This is a genomic window from Cyanobium gracile PCC 6307 (assembly GCF_000316515.1).
GTDB classification, from domain to species: domain Bacteria; phylum Cyanobacteriota; class Cyanobacteriia; order PCC-6307; family Cyanobiaceae; genus Cyanobium; species Cyanobium gracile.
In genome coordinates, this window is sequence record NC_019675.1 from 3,327,157 (window position 1) to 3,342,364 (window position 15,208).

19 protein-coding genes are annotated in these 15,208 nt (G+C 71.9%); 7 read left to right on the plus strand and 12 right to left on the minus strand.

Features of this window, described 5'->3' with window-relative positions:
- Positions 1-26: 26 nt before the first annotated feature.
- A complete protein-coding gene (locus tag CYAGR_RS16110) occupies positions 27-1,757 on the minus strand; it encodes an NAD-dependent malic enzyme (RefSeq protein WP_015110917.1) in 1,731 nt (576 codons plus the stop codon).
- A 148-nt stretch (positions 1,758-1,905) separates the two neighbouring features.
- Between CYAGR_RS16110 and CYAGR_RS16115 the strand changes: the two genes are divergently transcribed.
- The 3 genes from CYAGR_RS16115 to CYAGR_RS16125 are packed head-to-tail and all read left to right on the plus strand — an operon-like array spanning position 1,906 to position 3,243.
- Positions 1,906-2,733: a fumarylacetoacetate hydrolase family protein gene (locus CYAGR_RS16115; RefSeq protein WP_015110918.1), complete on the plus strand. Its 828-nt coding sequence runs from the start codon at positions 1,906-1,908 to the stop codon at positions 2,731-2,733.
- 22 nt (positions 2,734-2,755) lie between these two features.
- Positions 2,756-3,016, plus strand: a complete 261-nt coding sequence (locus CYAGR_RS16120; protein WP_043326030.1) for a TIGR02450 family Trp-rich protein — start codon at positions 2,756-2,758, stop codon at positions 3,014-3,016.
- Positions 3,013-3,243, plus strand: a complete 231-nt coding sequence (locus CYAGR_RS16125) for a hypothetical protein (protein WP_015110919.1) — start codon at positions 3,013-3,015, stop codon at positions 3,241-3,243. Before CYAGR_RS16120 ends, CYAGR_RS16125 begins: the two co-directional genes overlap by 4 nt.
- A gap of 19 nt (positions 3,244-3,262) precedes the next feature.
- Here CYAGR_RS16125 and CYAGR_RS16130 read toward each other — a convergent pair whose 3' ends face one another.
- The 3 genes from CYAGR_RS16130 to CYAGR_RS16140 form a co-directional block, all read right to left on the minus strand.
- The gene (locus tag CYAGR_RS16130; protein WP_015110920.1) at positions 3,263-3,793 is read right to left on the minus strand and encodes a L,D-transpeptidase; all 531 of its coding nucleotides are present in this window, start codon (positions 3,791-3,793) and stop codon (positions 3,263-3,265) included.
- A gap of 77 nt (positions 3,794-3,870) precedes the next feature.
- Positions 3,871-4,146 (minus strand): cell division protein SepF, encoded by a 276-nt coding sequence (locus CYAGR_RS16135; RefSeq protein WP_015110921.1) that lies wholly within the window; start codon positions 4,144-4,146, stop codon positions 3,871-3,873.
- A 68-nt stretch (positions 4,147-4,214) separates the two neighbouring features.
- Positions 4,215-4,643, minus strand: coding sequence for a RidA family protein (locus CYAGR_RS16140; RefSeq protein WP_015110922.1), 429 nt, complete (start codon positions 4,641-4,643; stop codon positions 4,215-4,217).
- Between the two features lie 29 nt (positions 4,644-4,672).
- Here CYAGR_RS16140 and CYAGR_RS16145 point away from each other — a divergent pair, with 29 nt between their 5' ends.
- Positions 4,673-5,863, plus strand: a complete 1,191-nt coding sequence (locus CYAGR_RS16145; RefSeq protein WP_156818503.1) for an ABC transporter ATP-binding protein — start codon at positions 4,673-4,675, stop codon at positions 5,861-5,863.
- Here the strand turns inward: CYAGR_RS16145 and CYAGR_RS16150 are convergent.
- The 4 genes from CYAGR_RS16150 to gloB form a co-directional block, all read right to left on the minus strand.
- Positions 5,847-7,094 (minus strand): SpoIIE family protein phosphatase, encoded by a 1,248-nt coding sequence (locus CYAGR_RS16150; RefSeq protein ID WP_015110924.1) that lies wholly within the window; start codon positions 7,092-7,094, stop codon positions 5,847-5,849. The two genes, CYAGR_RS16145 and CYAGR_RS16150, sit on opposite strands and share 17 nt — an antisense overlap.
- A gap of 6 nt (positions 7,095-7,100) precedes the next feature.
- Entirely contained in the window at positions 7,101-7,550 is a 450-nt protein-coding gene (locus CYAGR_RS16675) for an ATP-binding protein (protein WP_015110925.1), read from the minus strand.
- Positions 7,531-7,932, minus strand: coding sequence for an anti-sigma factor antagonist (locus CYAGR_RS16160; protein WP_015110926.1), 402 nt, complete (start codon positions 7,930-7,932; stop codon positions 7,531-7,533). Before CYAGR_RS16160 ends, CYAGR_RS16675 begins: the two co-directional genes overlap by 20 nt.
- A gap of 133 nt (positions 7,933-8,065) precedes the next feature.
- On the minus strand, positions 8,066-8,824 hold the full coding sequence (gene gloB / locus CYAGR_RS16165; RefSeq protein ID WP_015110927.1) for a hydroxyacylglutathione hydrolase: 759 nt from the start codon (positions 8,822-8,824) through the stop codon (positions 8,066-8,068).
- A gap of 29 nt (positions 8,825-8,853) precedes the next feature.
- Here gloB and hisG point away from each other — a divergent pair, with 29 nt between their 5' ends.
- Both hisG and CYAGR_RS16175 read left to right on the plus strand, forming a co-directional pair.
- Complete coding sequence (hisG, locus tag CYAGR_RS16170) at positions 8,854-9,534, plus strand: ATP phosphoribosyltransferase (RefSeq protein WP_043327500.1); 681 nt, start codon at positions 8,854-8,856, stop codon at positions 9,532-9,534.
- The gene (locus CYAGR_RS16175) at positions 9,531-11,330 is read left to right on the plus strand and encodes an ABC transporter ATP-binding protein (protein WP_015110929.1); all 1,800 of its coding nucleotides are present in this window, start codon (positions 9,531-9,533) and stop codon (positions 11,328-11,330) included. The genes hisG and CYAGR_RS16175 overlap by 4 nt, the downstream gene beginning before the upstream one ends.
- On the opposite strand, the gene CYAGR_RS16180 is transcribed toward CYAGR_RS16175, so the two are convergent.
- Positions 11,282-12,073, minus strand: coding sequence for an alpha/beta fold hydrolase (locus CYAGR_RS16180; RefSeq protein WP_015110930.1), 792 nt, complete (start codon positions 12,071-12,073; stop codon positions 11,282-11,284). The genes CYAGR_RS16175 and CYAGR_RS16180 overlap by 49 nt on opposite strands.
- Before the next feature lie 154 nt (positions 12,074-12,227).
- Between CYAGR_RS16180 and CYAGR_RS16185 the strand changes: the two genes are divergently transcribed.
- A complete protein-coding gene (locus CYAGR_RS16185; RefSeq protein WP_043326032.1) occupies positions 12,228-12,698 on the plus strand; it encodes a GNAT family N-acetyltransferase in 471 nt (156 codons plus the stop codon).
- On the opposite strand, the gene CYAGR_RS16190 is transcribed toward CYAGR_RS16185, so the two are convergent.
- From CYAGR_RS16190 to CYAGR_RS16200, 3 genes are read right to left on the minus strand one after another with little or no spacing between them, the layout of a single operon-like run.
- Positions 12,641-13,387 carry a TIGR04283 family arsenosugar biosynthesis glycosyltransferase gene (locus CYAGR_RS16190; protein WP_015110932.1) on the minus strand — a complete coding sequence of 249 codons (747 nt, stop codon included), beginning with the start codon at positions 13,385-13,387 and terminating at the stop codon, positions 12,641-12,643. The two genes, CYAGR_RS16185 and CYAGR_RS16190, sit on opposite strands and share 58 nt — an antisense overlap.
- On the minus strand, positions 13,384-14,049 hold the full coding sequence (locus CYAGR_RS16195; RefSeq protein ID WP_015110933.1) for a TIGR04282 family arsenosugar biosynthesis glycosyltransferase: 666 nt from the start codon (positions 14,047-14,049) through the stop codon (positions 13,384-13,386). The genes CYAGR_RS16190 and CYAGR_RS16195 overlap by 4 nt, the downstream gene beginning before the upstream one ends.
- Positions 14,046-15,173 (minus strand): trypsin-like peptidase domain-containing protein, encoded by a 1,128-nt coding sequence (locus CYAGR_RS16200; protein ID WP_015110934.1) that lies wholly within the window; start codon positions 15,171-15,173, stop codon positions 14,046-14,048. The genes CYAGR_RS16195 and CYAGR_RS16200 overlap by 4 nt, the downstream gene beginning before the upstream one ends.
- Positions 15,174-15,208 lie beyond the last annotated feature (35 nt).

Here is a 15,208-nt window from a genome sequence, read left to right on the forward strand (position 1 = left end):
TTGATCCCTGAGCCCCAGCGGCTGTCTCAGCCCTGCAGTTCGGCGTACGCGGGGCTCCAGCGGCAGGCGTCCAGGCGCGCGAGAGCGGCCTCGGGGGTGGCGGCCCGGCGGGCCAGCCCCTCCCGCACGGCCTGGATCGCCACCGCTTCGGCCACGGCCCGCGACACCGCCTGAACGGCCGCCAGGGGCGGCATCAGCGGGGCGTCGGGATCGGTCGCGGCCGGAATCACCCCGGCCAGGGCCTCGATGCTGGCATCGATCATGGCGTCGCTCACCTCGGTGGCGCCCACCGCCACGGCGCCGTAGCCCAGGCCCGGGAACACGAAGCAGTTGTTGCACTGGCCGATCACCCGTTCCATCGGCTGGGCCGCGTAGCCGGTACCGACCACCGGCGGGAAGGGGCTGCCGGTGGCCACCAGGGCCCGGCCCCGGCTCCAGCGCAGCAGGTTCTCCGGGGTGATCTCCGCCAGGGGGGTGGGATTGGAGAGGGGCAGGACGATCGGCCGCCCGCCGTCGGCGCAGAGGGCCTCCACCACCGCCTGGTCGAAGGCGCCGGCGGCGGTGGAGGTGCCGATCAGCACCCCCGGCCGCACCGCCTCGATCACCGCCAGCAGACCCGGGCCCGGGCCATCGGCCGGGGCCGCCGTTCCGAACCGTGCCGCCAGCAGCTCCGGCCCCTTGGCGAACGGGCGGGTGCCGCCGCTGAGGCCCGGGGTGCCGGTGTGGACCAGTCCGTCACGGTCGATCAGCCAGAGACGATCGGCGGCCTCGGCGGCCGGGAGCCCCTGGCGCTGCAGCAGGCGATGGAGCCGTTCGGCGATGCCGCAGCCGGCGCTGCCCGCCCCGAAGATGACGATCCGCTGGTCGGCCAGGCGCTGCCCGAGGCCCCGCAGGCCGGCCAGGATCGCTGCCGCCGCCACGCTGCTGGTGCCCTGGATGTCGTCGTTGAAGCTCGGCACCCGGTGCCGGTAGGCCTCCAGCACGGGGCGGGCGTGGGCGGCCCCGAAGTCTTCCCAGTGCACCAGGGCGCCGGGGCAGACCGTCTGCACGGCGGCGATGAAGCGGTCCAGGAAGGCGGTGTAGGCCTCCCCCTGCAGGCGGGGCCGGCGCAGGCCGGGGTAGCAGGGGTCGGCCAGCAGTTCCGGCCGGTCGGTGCCCACGTCCAGCATCACCGGCAGGCCCCGGGCCGGATCGAGCCCGGCGCAGAGGGTGTACACCGCCAGCTTCCCCTGGCAGATCTGGATGCCCCCCACCCCCTGGTCGCCGATGCCGAGGATTCCCTGGGCATCGGTGACCAGGAGCAGGTCCGGAGCCTGGCCGCCGGTGCCGCCGCAGGCCTGGGCCAGCAGCTCCTCGAGCCGCTCCTGCTGCGGTGCAGCCAGGTAGATCCCCTGGCTGGGGCTGCGGTAGGTGTGGCTGAAGTGCTGGATCGCCTGCCCCACCGTGGGGGTGTAGACGATCGGCATCGCCAGCTCGATGTGGTCGGCGAGGAAGCGGTGGAAGAGGGTGACGTTCCGCTCCCTCAGGGTCTGGAGATAGGCGTAGCGCTCCAGGTCGCTGCCCATGGCGTGGAAGGCCAGGCGGCAGCGCTCCACCTGGGCCTCGATGGTCTCCACCTGCCAGGGCAGCAGGGCCTCCAGCCCCAGGTCCCGCCGCTCCTCCCGGCTGAAGGCGGTGCCCTTGTTGAGCAGCGGATCATTGAGCAGCTCGGCGCCCCGGAGGGTGGTGCTCCGCTGGCGACGGGGTTCGGCGACCACGGCGTGCTCCTGGTTCCGCTGGTGTCCCCATCATCCACAGCTGGCGGGCCAGAGTGGGCGCTGCGGGAGCCGCGCTGCCCTCAGGCACCCCCGGCAGGTCTTTCGTGCAGCCCCCCTGCAGCCTCCGTGACGCCCCGATGAAGTCCCTATGAAGATCGTGCGCTACGAGGATCCGGCCGGCGCCATCCACCTCGCCTGTCGCCATCCCGACGGCAGCCTGGAGCGCCTGGCGGGCGACCTGTTCGGCGCGCTGGAGCCCACGGGCGAGCCGGCCGCAGCGCACCGGATCCTGGCCCCCCTGGAGCCGCGCGCCATCCTCTGCATCGGCCTCAACTACCGCCGCCATGCCGCCGAGACCGGCGTCGCGATCCCCACCTGGCCGGTGCTGTTCATGAAGGTGCCGGGGGCGGTGCAGCATCCGGAGGCGCCGATCACCCTGCCCACCACCTTGGCCAGCCACCAGGTGGACTACGAGGGGGAGCTGGCGGTGGTGATCGGCCGCACCTGCCGCAACGTGCCCCGCTCCGAGGCCCTGGGGGTGGTGCTGGGCTACACCTGCGCCAATGACGTCAGCGCCCGCGACTGGCAGAAGCAGCCCCAGCTCGGCGGCGGCCAGTGGTGCCGCGGCAAGAGCTTCGACACCTTCGCCCCCCTGGGCCCCTGCCTGGTGACCGCCGCGGCGATCCCCGATCCCCAGGCCCTCATGCTGCAGACCCGCCTCAACGGCCAGACGGTGCAGGCGGCCAGCACCGCCGACATGATCTTCACCGTGGCGGAGATCATCGAATTCCTGAGCGCCAGCACCACCCTGCCGGCCGGCACCGTGATCCTCACCGGCACCCCCAGCGGCGTCGGCATGGCGGCCGATCCGCCCCGCTGGCTGCGTCGCGGCGATACGGTCGAGGTGGAGATCGACGGCATCGGCGTGCTGCGCAACCCGGTGCTGGAGGAGTCCACCCCACAGCCGGCCCCCTGAGGGCCGTTGCCCACCTCGCCCGATGAAGCTTTCCGCCGCCTGGACCTGCCAGCCCGCCAGGGCCGCCGGCTGCGGCGGCTATCGCCACTTCGCCGTGCTGGGCCAGCGGGGCCGGGGCCGGGAGCGCACCGTGGAGCTCCAGGCGGTGCTGGACCCCGGTTTCCGGCTGCTGGTACCCACCGGCGAGCTGCGCGACCGCGACGCCTGGCTGCCGGGCTGGCAGCGCCTGCCCCGCCAGGAGGAACCGTCTGTAAACTTCGGCATCTCCACCGTCGACCTGTGACCTTCAACGGAACCCTGGAGGAACTCCAGTCGCTGCTCGAGGGCCTGGGCTGTTTCGGTCACTGGGTGCACGAGGGGGCGTTCGAGATGCTCGTCATCGAGGACGGCGAATCGAACCTCCGCCTCAACTGGTGGCCCGGCACCGGCACCCTGATGCTGGTGGGAGATCCGGCCCAGCGCGGCGACCTGGAGGGGCGGTTGAAGCAGGCCCTGGCCGGACGCGCCTGAGCGCCGCCCCCTACCGCGCTCAGTCCTTGACCACCAGCTCCGTGGTGCCGCTGCGGCGCAGCAGATCGCCCAGCACCAGCAGGTCGTTGCCATGGATCAGGCCGATGCAGCCATCGGTGCCGCTGCTCCGCCCCCGGCCGGCGCTGGGGTCGTGGTGGATCCCCAGGCCGCGGCGGGCGGTGGGAAAATCGGGCTCCAGCCCGATCCAGAGGAAACGGCCGAGCTCCACGTCATCGGTCGGCGCGACGGGGGTGATCTCGGTGACGGCGTAGCGGCCCCGCGGCAACGGGGCCTTGCTGCCCAGCCGGTGGCGGTCGCCCTCCTGGCGGCGCACCCGGCCCACCAGCGCCTCGTAGGCCCGCAGCGGCTGGCCCGGGAGCAGCAGCCGCAGTTCCCAGATCGGATCGCCGGTGACGGGCAACTGGCGGTCGGTGCGGACCAGCACCATCCGCCCGCCGGCGGCCACCACCGCATGGGCGGAGGGGGCAGCCAGGACCAGGCACAGGGCCCAGGCGAGAACCAGCGAGACCTGGCCGGTGGAACGCTTCATGGACAGCACGGGACCAGCTCCCGTGTTACTGCCCGGGCACGGGTGCCACAAGGGCGGGGGTGCCGGTCCCCGAAGGATCAGCCTTGTTCGTCCCCGTCCCGGCTGATCGTCACCAGCGCCGGGGCGAACAGAAACACCGTGTCCCCCAGCCGTTCCGACTGACCGTCCAGGGCGAAGACGCCGCCGGAGACGAAATCGATCGTGCGCTGGGCCTCCTCCGGGGCCATGGCACTGAGGTGGAGCACCACGGTCTTGAACTGCTGCACCGCCAGCACCGCCTCCACGGCCTCCTCGAAGCGGCCTGGTGTCATCACCACCACCTCGTGAAACCAGGTGCCGAAGGGGGTCTCCATCGGTCCAGGTTGCCGCAGTCCGTCCCCCCCAGCCAGCGGAACGGCGTGAGCCTCCGGTGAGAACCGGCTCAGGGGACCAGGGCGATGGCGTCGATCTCCACCCGGGCGCCCCTGGGCAGGGCCGCCACCTGCACACAGGCGCGGGCCGGAGCGACGCCGTCACGGAACAGAACGGCGTAGAGGGCGTTCACCCGGGCGAAATCGCCGAGGTCGGCCAGATACACCGTGGTGCGCACCACATGGTCAGGGCGGCAGCCGGCGGCCGCCAGCACCGCCTGAAGATTGCTCAGCACCTGGCGGGTTTCGGCCTCCACGTCGCCCTCTCCCACCAGCACCCCGCTCACCGGGTCGAGGGCGATCTGGCCGGAGCAGTACAGGACCCCGCCGGCGAGCACGGCCTGGTTGTAGGGGCCGACCGGGGCGGGGGCGGCCGTGGTGTTGACCGGATGAGACAGGGGGCTGTGCCTTTGGTCACCTCCGCCGGCGCTGGAACTCATGACGGGTAAAAATGCGGGACTGGGATCTTATGGCCTACTCCAACACCATCACCACGCCGTCCACTGCCACCGCCACCGCCACGGCCGTCACCCCCGGGGATGTCGCCGGGCCCGGCGCCCATGTGCGCATCGAGGACCTCTGGTACCGCTACCCGGGCCGGGACGTCGCCTCCTGGACCCTCCAAGGCATCGACCTCGTCCTCGGGGCCGGGGAACTGGTGGGTCTGCTGGGCCCCTCCGGTTGCGGCAAGACCACCCTGCTGCGGCTGATCGCCGGCTTCGAGCGTCCCGGCCGCGGCCGCATCAGCATCGGCGGCCAGCAGGTGGCGGGTCCGGATCGCCTGTTGCCCCCCGAGCGGCGGGGCGTCGGCATGGTCTTCCAGGACGATGCCCTCTTTCCCCATCTCGATGCCTGGCGCAACGCCTGTTTCGGCCTGCGTCGCGGCCAGGACACCGCCCGGGTGGCCTGGCTCCTCGATCTGCTGGGCCTGGGCGGGCTGGAGCGCCGCTACCCCCACGAGCTGTCCGGCGGCCAGCGCCAGCGCCTGGCCATGGCCCGTGCCCTGGCGCCGTCGCCCTCGGTGGTGCTGCTCGATGAGCCCTTCTCCAATCTGGATGTGGAGGTGCGGCTACGGCTGCGCAGCGAGCTGCCCGCCGTGCTGGCCCGCTGCGGCGCCAGTGGCCTGATGGTGACCCACGACCCGGAGGAGGCCCTGGCGATCTGCGACCGGGTGGGGGTGCTCCGCGACGGGGTGCTGCACCAGTGCGCCCCGCCGCGGCAGCTGGTCGACCAGCCCGCCACCGCCTTTGTCGGCCAGTTCGTGCTCCAGTCCAACCTGTTGCCGGCCCGCTGGCGGGGCCGGCGGCTGCAGACCGCCCTCGGCGAGCTCGAGCCCCTCTCCGGCGGCGACGACGGCTCCGGGGCATCGGAGGCCATCGAGGTGATGGTCCGCCCCCAGGCCCTGGAATTCCTGCCTGATGAGGATGGATCCGCCTGGATCACCGGCCGCGAGTTCCTGGGCCGCGAATGGCTCTACCAGGTGCAGCTCGGGGAGCAGCGGCTGCGCTGGCGGGCCCCCCTGGAGGCCGACCACCCCCATGGCCGCCGGGGCCGGCTGCGCTTCCGCTCCGGCGAGTCGGCGCTGCTGTTTCCCGGGGGCCGGCCCCTGGTGACACTGCCGCCGGGTCGCAACGCCGGGGGCCTCAGCTCCCTTCCCTGACGACGGAATCGGGCCGGCGCCGCAGCAGCAGCAGGGTGCAGTCGTCCTCGAGGTGCTGGCTGCTGGTAAAGCCCCGCAGGCTCTGGCGCAGCCCCTGGATCAAGGAGTCCAGGGGGGCCTGGCCCGCCTCGGCCAGGAGGCTCTGGCACCCCTGGACACCGAATGGTTCCCCTTCGATGTTCTCGGCTTCGGTGACGCCGTCGGTGTAGACCATCAGCAGGTCGCCGGGGTCGAGCTGCAGGGTCAGGCTCTGGTAGGTCCGGCCGGGGAAGATGCCCAGCAGCGCACCCTTGGGCATGGCAATCGGACGGACCTCCCCGTCCTGCAGCCGCAGCGGCGGGCAGTGGCCGCCGTTGGAATAGGTGAACAGGCCGGAGCTCACATCCAGATAGCCACAGAACATGGTGACGAACAGGGCGGCCTCGTTGCCTTCGGCGAGGCTGTCATTGAGGCGGCGAAGAACGGCGTCCGGAGATGTTTCGGTGTTCGCCAGGATCCTGAGCAGCCCCACTGAGCGCGCCATGAACAGCGCCGCGCCGAGGCCATGGCCGGACACATCCCCGATGCAGACGAAGAGCCGGTGGCTGTCGACGAAGAAGGCATCGAAGAAATCCCCCGCCACCGTGGTGGCCGGTTCCATCAGGGTGGCGATCTCGATGTCCGGATGCCCGGAGAACAGGTCGCCCTGGGGCGGCAGCATGTTCAGCTGCAAATCCCGGGCCAGGTCCAGTTCCTTGCGCAGGTGGGACAGCTCCAGGGCTTCCCGCTGGGCCTCCAGGGTCAGCTGGTTGGTGAGCCGGGTGCGTTCCACCAGGGAGATCATCATGTTGCGGGCCACTCCGGGCAGAAGCACCATGTGCGACCAGAACACCTGCTGGGGAATCCGCAGCACGGTCGCGTCATCCTCTGCCCTCACCAGGGCCGAAGCCGGCCGGCCATCAATGGCGGAGAACTCCCCGATGCATTGACCGATGGGAATGGCCATCCCCTTGCTGCGGTAGCCGTCGGCGCCGAGGTGGACCGTGACCGTTCCGGCCAGGATGATGAAGATGTCCTCGTTGGTCTGCCCGGGTGTGAGCAGCACCTGGCCCGGTTGCAGCGGCAGAAGCTCGCAGCGGTGAACTGCCGCCAGCAACACGTCCTCCTTCAGATCGCGGAAGAGGGGAATGTCCTTGAAGGGGAGGGAAGTGGTGGTCGAGGGGTCCAGGGAGGGTGGGGGCTCGACACACATTCCCGATCAGGGGTCTTTTGAAAAGTAGATGCCGAGCTTAAGCACGTTCCTGTCCCCGGCCCTGCGGTAGCTGCGTTCATCCATGAAACGATTCACCAGCAGCAGCCCGAGTCCGCCGGGTTCGGCTTCCGCAAGGGTGCGGGGCAGGGGCCCGCGGCTGACGCTGAGGGGATCGAAGGCCGGGCCGGCATCGACGATGGTGAGGGTGGCCAGGCTCCGGTCGCCGCAATCGGCCAACTCCAGGGTCAGATCCACCGGGCAGCTGAAATGGGCCGCCCCGCCGTGGTCGATCAGGTTGGCCAGGACCTCGTTGAGGCAGAGGTCGAGCTTGCCGGTGGGCCCGGGTGGGACAGCCTGGTTCCGGCAGTGTTCCGTGAGCCACTCGGAGCAGCGCCGCAGCTCCTGGGGGCTGGGCTGCACCGAGAGGGTGGGGGCGTCAGGCTGGGGTGGCGCCATCGATCGAGCCTCTGGCCAGGGCGTCCCGTTCGGCCTGATCCTCATCGGAGACCATCGGAATCACGTCGTCGATCCCGGTGGACTCCAGCGTGGCCTTCACCAGTTCGTTGGTGCCCAGCAGGAGCACCATGCGGCCGCCTTTCTGATCCAGGGCACGGGCACTGGAGATGATGCTGCGAATGCCGATGGAGGCCAGAAAACTGACGTCACGAAGGTCAAGAATGACCGGCAATGGTTTGATGGCCGTCAGCGATGTGAGCTTCAGGGCAATCTCTTCCATGCCCAGCATGTCGAGACGACCGGAAAGTATAACTTTGCGCAGCTTGATGGCACCATCGGACTCCAGGACATCGTCCGATCGGATTGAAGCCGTCTGCGTCATGACCGCTGGAACTTGACTTCGGTGACCTTACCTGGGTTGTGCCATGGTCTGGCAAGGCGGCCATTGACTTGTGATATGCAACACATTCCTGCACTGAGGCGTCACCCTTCTCGCCCCAATCCGGCTTTGATCATCAGTCCGTCCAGTCATTCTTGCTGCGGCGAAGTTCGGCCAGTTCCCGGGGATCCGCCGCCCGCACGAACAGGTTGGTGCGGCGCTCCTCGCCGATGCTGCTGGGGATCGTGGCTCCGGCCCGGGAGCGGGTGAGCCGCACCGCGGCCAGCCGTTCGGCGATGGCCCCGTCCCCCGGCCGCTGCGCCGCCGCCCAGCGCAGGTTGGCCTCGGTGTACTCATGGGCGCACCACACCCGCGTGGACTCCGGCAGGGCGGCCAGCCGCTGCAGGGAACGATGCATCTGCTCAGGGGTTCCTTCGAACAGCCGGCCGCAGCCGGCGGCGAAGAGGGTGTCGCCGCAGAACAGCTCCCCCTGCAGGGGCAGGTGGAAGGCGATGTGGGCGCGGGTGTGGCCCGGCACCGCCAGCACCTCCACCGGCTGGCCCAGCAGGGTGAAGCGATCGCCGTCCGCCACCCCATGGGTCTGGAAGGGGATCCGCTCCCGGTCATCGCGGGCCGCCACCACCTCGGCCCGGGGCCATTCCCGCAGCAGGGCGGGGGTGCCGCCGATGTGATCGCTGTGGTGGTGGGTGTGCAGCACGGCCACCAGCTCAAGCTGCCGCTGCTTCAGCCAGGCGATCGCCGGCTCCGCCACCGCCGGATCCACCAGCACGGCCCGCCGCCCGTCGTGGAGCACGAACAGGTAGTTGTCCCGCAGCACCGGCAGCAACGCCACCTGCAGTGCGGCTTCGGCGGTGGCTTCGGCGTGATCCGGCATCGTTACAGTCCAGGTTGCTGCTGGCTTCCATGATCACCGCCAACCAGCGGTCCCCGATCACCGTCGCCCTCGCCAAGGGCGCCCTGCTGAAGGACTCGGTGCGCCGCTTCCAGGCGGCCGGCCTGGATTTCTCCGCCCTGCTGGAGGAGGACAACCGCCTGCTGATGGTGCCCAGCCGCTGCGGCACGGCCAGGGCCCTGCTGGTTCGCAACGCCGATGTGCCGGTCTATGTGGCCTACGGCCAGGCCCAGCTCGGCGTGGTGGGGTACGACGTGCTGCGCGAGCACCAGCTGCCCGTGGCCCAGCTGGTGGATCTGGGCTTCGGCGGCTGCCGCATGGCGGTGGCGGTGAAGGCGAGCAGCGGCTACCGCCGGGCCGCGGACCTGCCGGCCCACTGCCGGGTGGCGAGCAAGTTCACCCGCTGCGCCGAAGCCTTCTTCGAGCAGCTGGACCTGCCGGTGGAGCTGATCCACCTCACCGGCTCGGTGGAGCTCGGTCCGATCACGGGCATGTCCGAGGCGATCGTCGATCTTGTGGCCACCGGCCGCACCCTGCGGGACAACGGACTGGTGGCGATCGAGGATCTGTTCAGCAGCACCGCCCGCCTGATCGGCCACCCCCTGGCCCTGCGCCTCGATGACGGCGCTCTCCAGGGTCTGGTGGAGCGGATCGCCACCGCCCGGAGGCCCGCTCCGGTGCCCTCCCCATGAGCAGCCTCGACCGCCAGCGCCTGCGGCGCCTGCTGCCCTATCTCGGCCGGGATCGCAAGCGGCTGCTGCTGTCCCTGCTGCTGCTCATCCCCCTGGCCCTGGCGGCCTCGGTGCAGCCGCTGCTGGTGGGCCAGGTGATCTCCAAGCTCCGGGGCGAGGCGGTGCTGCCCTGGCTGGCCCCCCTGCCGGTGCCCACGGCCCTGCGGGTGCTGGTGGTGATGCTGCTGGCGGCGGTGCTGCTGCGCCTCTCCCTCCAGGGCACCCAGACGTACAACGTCCAGGTGGTGGGCCAGCGCCTCACCGCGCGCATCCGCGACGACCTGTTCCGCCATGCGATGGCCCTGTCGCTGCGCTTCCACGACCGCACGCCGGTGGGCAAGCTGCTCACCCGCCTCACCAGCGACGTGGATGCCCTGGCCGAGGTCTTCGGCAGCGGCGCGGTGGGGGTGCTCTCCGATCTGGTCACCCTGCTGGTGATCGGCCTCACCATGCTGTCCATCGAGTGGCGCCTGGGGCTGCTGCTGCTCGTCAGCCAGGTGCCCGTCACCCTCGGGGTGCTCTGGCTGCAGGGCCGCTACCGCAAGGCCAACTACCGGGTGCGCGAGGAGCTGGGCCAGCTCAACGCCGACCTGCAGGAGAACCTCCAGGGCCTGGAGGTGGTGCAGATGTTCCGCCGCGAGGCCGTCAACGGCGCGCGCTTTTCCCACACCACCGACGCCTACCGCCGGGCGGTGACCGGCACGATCTTCTACGACAGCGCCATCTCCGCCTTCATCGAGTGGGTGGCCCTGGCGGCCGTCGCGCTGGTGCTGGCCCTCGGTGGCGCCATGGTCACCGGCGGCGCCATGGGTCTGGGCACCCTCACCACCTTCATCCTGTTCTCCCAGCGGGTGTTCGACCCCCTGCGGCAGCTGGCGGAGCGTTTCACCCAGATCCAGGGGGGGCTCACGGCGGTGGAGCGCATCGGCGAGCTGCTCGAGCAGCCGATCGAGATCGCCGATCTGCCCACCAGCCAGCGCAGCGCCGCCGCCATGGTGTCGGGCGCCGAACGGTTCAGCCCCGGCGAGGTGGAGTTCGAGAACGTCTCCTTCGCCTACCGCCCCGACGACCCGATCCTCACCGATCTCTCCTTCCGGATCGCCCCCGGCGAGCACGTGGCGATCGTGGGCCCCACCGGGTCCGGCAAGACCACGGTGATCCGGCTGCTCTGCCGGCTCTACGAACCCCAGCAGGGGACCATCCGCCTCGATGGGGTCGACATCCGCGAACTGCCGATCGCCACCCTGCGCCGGCGCCTGGGGGTGGTGCTGCAGGACACGTTCCTGTTCAGCGGCAACGTGGCCGACAACCTGCGCCTCGATGCCGACATCAGTGAGGCCGATCTGGAGCGCCTCTGCGGCGACCTCGGCCTCGGCCCCCTGCTGGGCCGGCTGGGTGATGGGCTGGCCACGGAGCTGCGCGAGCGGGGCGGCAACCTTTCCTCCGGCGAACGCCAGCTGCTGGCGGTGGCGCGGGTGGCGATCCGCGACCCGTCGGTGCTGGTGATGGACGAGGCCACGGCCTTCATGGATCCCTCCACCGAGGCCACCCTGCAGCGGGACCTGGACACCCTGCTCAGCGGCCGCACCGCCATCGTCATCGCCCACCGCCTGGCCACCGTCGAGGCGGCCGACCGCATCCTGGTGCTGCGCCGCGGCCGCCTGATCGAGCAGGGCAACCACCGGGAGCTCCGGGCCGTCGGCGGGCTCTACGCGCAGCTGGCGGAACTGCAGGAGAAGGGACTGGCCACGCTCTGAGGCCCGGACGGCTGGGCCGGCAGGGCCAGGTCGTCCTCCAGCCAGGCGTCGATCAGGGCCGCCAGCTCGCGGGGGGTCTCGACCATCGGCAGGTGGCCCACCCCGGAGAGGATCGCCAGCTGGTGGTCGGGGCTGTAGCCGGCCAGATGACGCACGTAGCGGGGCTCCATCACCTGGTCGCGGCTGCCGGCGATCCAGAGGCTGGGCACCGTGAGCGCCGCGGCCAGCCTCGGCAGCTGCCGCACGGCGCCCCGGTTGGTGCTGCAGGCCAGCAGTCCCCGGGCGGCGCGGTCGTCGGCCAGCAGCGGGCTGCGGATCGCCCCCGTGCCGGGCAGCCGGGCCAGCCAGGCCGGCCGCCAGCGGACGAAGGCGGCCCCGCCCCGACGCACCCGGGCGAAGGGGCGGGGCTGGAACACACCGCCCCCTGCCGCGATCTGCACCAGGCCCCGCAGCTGCCCCCCCAGCAGGGGCGCCGCATGCAGCGCCACGCTGCCCCCCAGGGAGTGGCCCAGGAGCACCACCGGTCGCCCGGCGGCCTCCCGCTGGACGGCCTCCGCCAGCCAGCGCCCATAGCTGGCCAGGCTGGCCTGCAATCCCCTGGGCCGGTCGCTGGCGCCGAACCCGGGCAGGTCGGGGCACCACAGCGTCCAGCGGGGCGCCAGTTCCTGCCGCAGCGGGTGCCACAGACGCCCCGCCAGCAACCAGCCGTGCACGCCCACCAGCAGGGGGGACACGGGCGTCACCGATGCCGGCGCCGCCTGGGTCCGATCGGAGCCGGTGAAGGGGACGCCCAGGAGGGTTGCCGCGTCAATCCCCCACCCTGCCGCAGTCCGGCCGGCATCCGTCAGGATCTTCAGAACGCGTAGCCCTCTCGCCGTGCCCGGGACCCTTCCGCTGATGACCGACCTCTACGGGCCGGGGCACCGCCTCTGCGCCTGCCCCAACCCCAGCCTGGAGCTGGTGCTCAGCCAGGCGCGGCCGATCGATCTGATCGAGCTCGAGGCGCTCTGCGACGCGGTGGGCTGGAGCCGCCGCCCGTTGCGGCGCGTGCGCAAGGCCCTCCAGCACAGCCTGCTCCAGGTGGGGCTCTGGCGCCATGACGCCCGCCTGCCGCGGCTGGTGGGCTTCGCCCGCTGCACCGGCGACGGGGTGGTGGAGGCCACCGTCTGGGATGTGGCGGTCCATCCCCGCTACCAGGGGGCCGGCCTGGGCAAGGAGCTGATGGACTACGTGCTCGAGCAGCTTCGGGGCATGGGCATCGACCGGGTGAGCCTGTTCGCCGACCCCGACGTGGTGGGCTTCTACGCCGCTCAGGGCTGGGAGCTGGAGCCGCTGCAGCGCCGCTGCGCCTTCTGGTATGCCCCCTGAGGCCCGGGGCCGTAGTAGCGGGCGGCCAGCTGCTCCACCGGCATGCCGCGGCGCCAGTCGCGCCGCAGGCGGGCATTGGCCAGCATCGTCTGCCACACCCCCAGCCTGCGCCAGCGCCGGCCACTGACCCGCAGGGCCGGTGCCATCAGGGCGATCCTGGCCAGGGGCCGCAGCCGCTGCAGGAACTCCAGGTCCTCCATCAGGGGCAGCGAAGCGATGCCACCGGCGGCGTCGTGCAGGTGCCGGGCCAGCAGCAGCCCCTGGTCGCCGTAGGGCAGCTGGCGCCAGCGGCTGCGCAGCTCCACCGCCAGCTCCACCAGCCGCAGGGCCGGATCGTCGCCGGCGATGCGCAGCCGGAAGGCCCAGGCGGTGGAGGCACCGTCGCCGATCGCGGCGGCCAGGGCCTCGGCCCATCCCGGCGGCAGGCGCACGTCCGCGTGCAGCAGCAGCAGCCACGGGGCCGTGCTGCGGGCCACTCCGGCGGCCATCTGCCCGCCGCGGCCGCCCCCCTCGCGCAGCACCAGCGCGCCGGCCAGGGCGGCCAGCCGCGGGGTGGCGTCCCGGCTGCCCCCATCCACCACCAGCACCTCCCGGACCAGGGCCGGCGCCGTGGCCAGATCGGCGAGCAGCATCGGCAGGCCCCGGGCCTCGTTGAGGGCGGCGATCACCACGCTCAGGGGCGGACTCATCGCCAGCGGTCCAGGTCGGCGGGGCGGTCGAGATCGTGGCGTTCCGCCAGCAGCGCCGTGCTCAGCCCCGCCTTCCGGGCCAGCTGCAGGGTCTGCTCCAGCACCCGGTCGCTGCCCCAGTCGAGGCCGCTGAACACCTGGGGTGTCGCCCGGCGCCGGCCGATCAGCCAGTAGCCCCCGTCGCCGGCGGGGCCCAGAACCAGGGCGCTGTGCTCAAGGGCCCGGAACGCGGCCAGCAGGTCGTCGGCCGCCAGCTCCGGCAGGTCGCTGCCGATCAGCACCACCGCCGCGGCCCCCTCCCGCCAGCCGCGCTGCATCTGGCGCTGCATCCGCAGGCCGAGGCTGCCCGGCCCCTGGTCGACCACCCGGTCGACACCGAGCCGGTGTCCCCAGCGGGCCGCCGCCCCGGGGGCCAGGCCGCTGGTGGCCAGCACCAGCCGCAGGCCAGCCCCGGGGCGACCACTGGCGCCGGAGGCGGCCATGGCGCGGCGGGCTTCGGCGGCGGCGGCCAGCCCGTGCTGGGTGAGGCGGGCCTGGATCGCGGCCGCCCGCCCGGTCCCCACGCCGGGGACGAGGCGGCTCTTGCAGCGACCCGGCGCCGGCCAGCGGGCCAGCATCACCAGCTGGGGGGGGCCGGTCCCCAGGCCCTGCGGTGGTCTCAACCCTCGCGCGGCAGTTCGGCGGGACGCACGGTGAGGTTCTGACGGGAGCCGTTGCGCTGCACGGTGATGGTCAGCGGCTCGCCCACCTTGCCCCGGTCGACGGCCAGCTGCACCTCCGAGGCGTTCTTCACCGCCTTGTCGCCCACCTTCTCGATCAGGTCGCAGGGCTTCAGGCCGCCCCGGGCCGCCGGGCTGTTGGCCATCACCTCGACCACCACCACGCCGTTCACCTCCGGCAGGCGGCACTCGTTGGTGGTGGCATTGATCTCCTTGGCCAGCTGGGGGGTGAGGGCCTGCAGGCGCACCCCGATGTAGGGGTGGCTGGCGTAGCCGCGCTCCAGGATCTGGGCGGCGATCTGGCGGGCCGTGTTGATCGGGATCGCGAAGCTCAGGCCCGCCCCCGGCGCCTGGCGGATGGCGGTGTTGATGCCGATCACCTGGCCCCGGTCGTTGATCAGGGGACCGCCGCTGTTGCCGGGGTTCACGGCTGCGTCGGTCTGGATGTAGGGCACGCGCTGACCCTCACCCACGGCGTTGGTGCGCTGGATGGCGCTGATGATCCCGGCTGTCACCGTGTTGTCGAGGCCCAGGGGATTGCCGATGGCGATCGCCCATTCGCCTGGCCGCACCTTGTTGGAGTCGCCCAGGGTGGCGACCGGCAGCTTGGAGGCCACCACCTTCACCACCGCCACGTCGGTGAGGGGGTCGGCCCCGAGCACCTTGCCGGTGAAGCTGCGGCCGTCGGGGAGGGTGACGCTCACCTCGCTGGCCCCCTCAACCACGTGGGCGTTGGTGAGCAGCACGCCGTCGGAGCGGGTGATGAAGCCCGATCCCTGGCCCTGCTGCTGCTGGATGGCCGGACCGCGGCCGAAGATGCCCCCCAGGGGGTTCACGGTGCGCTTGACCGTATCGATGCGCACGACCGCAGGACCGGCCTTCTCGACGGCATCGACGATCACCGAGCTGCTCGGTTGCAGGGAGGGTCCGGGCGCCGCATCGCTGATGGGGGGCTGCTCGGGCTGGCGCATCCCCGGCAGGGCCAGACGGGTGCCGGTGCAGGAGGTCAGCAGACCTGCCGTGGCCGCCAGCAGGGTGAGGCGTGACAGGAAACGGGGCTGGACCATCGGGGGTGGGCGGTCGGCGCTCAGGGAGTCATTAA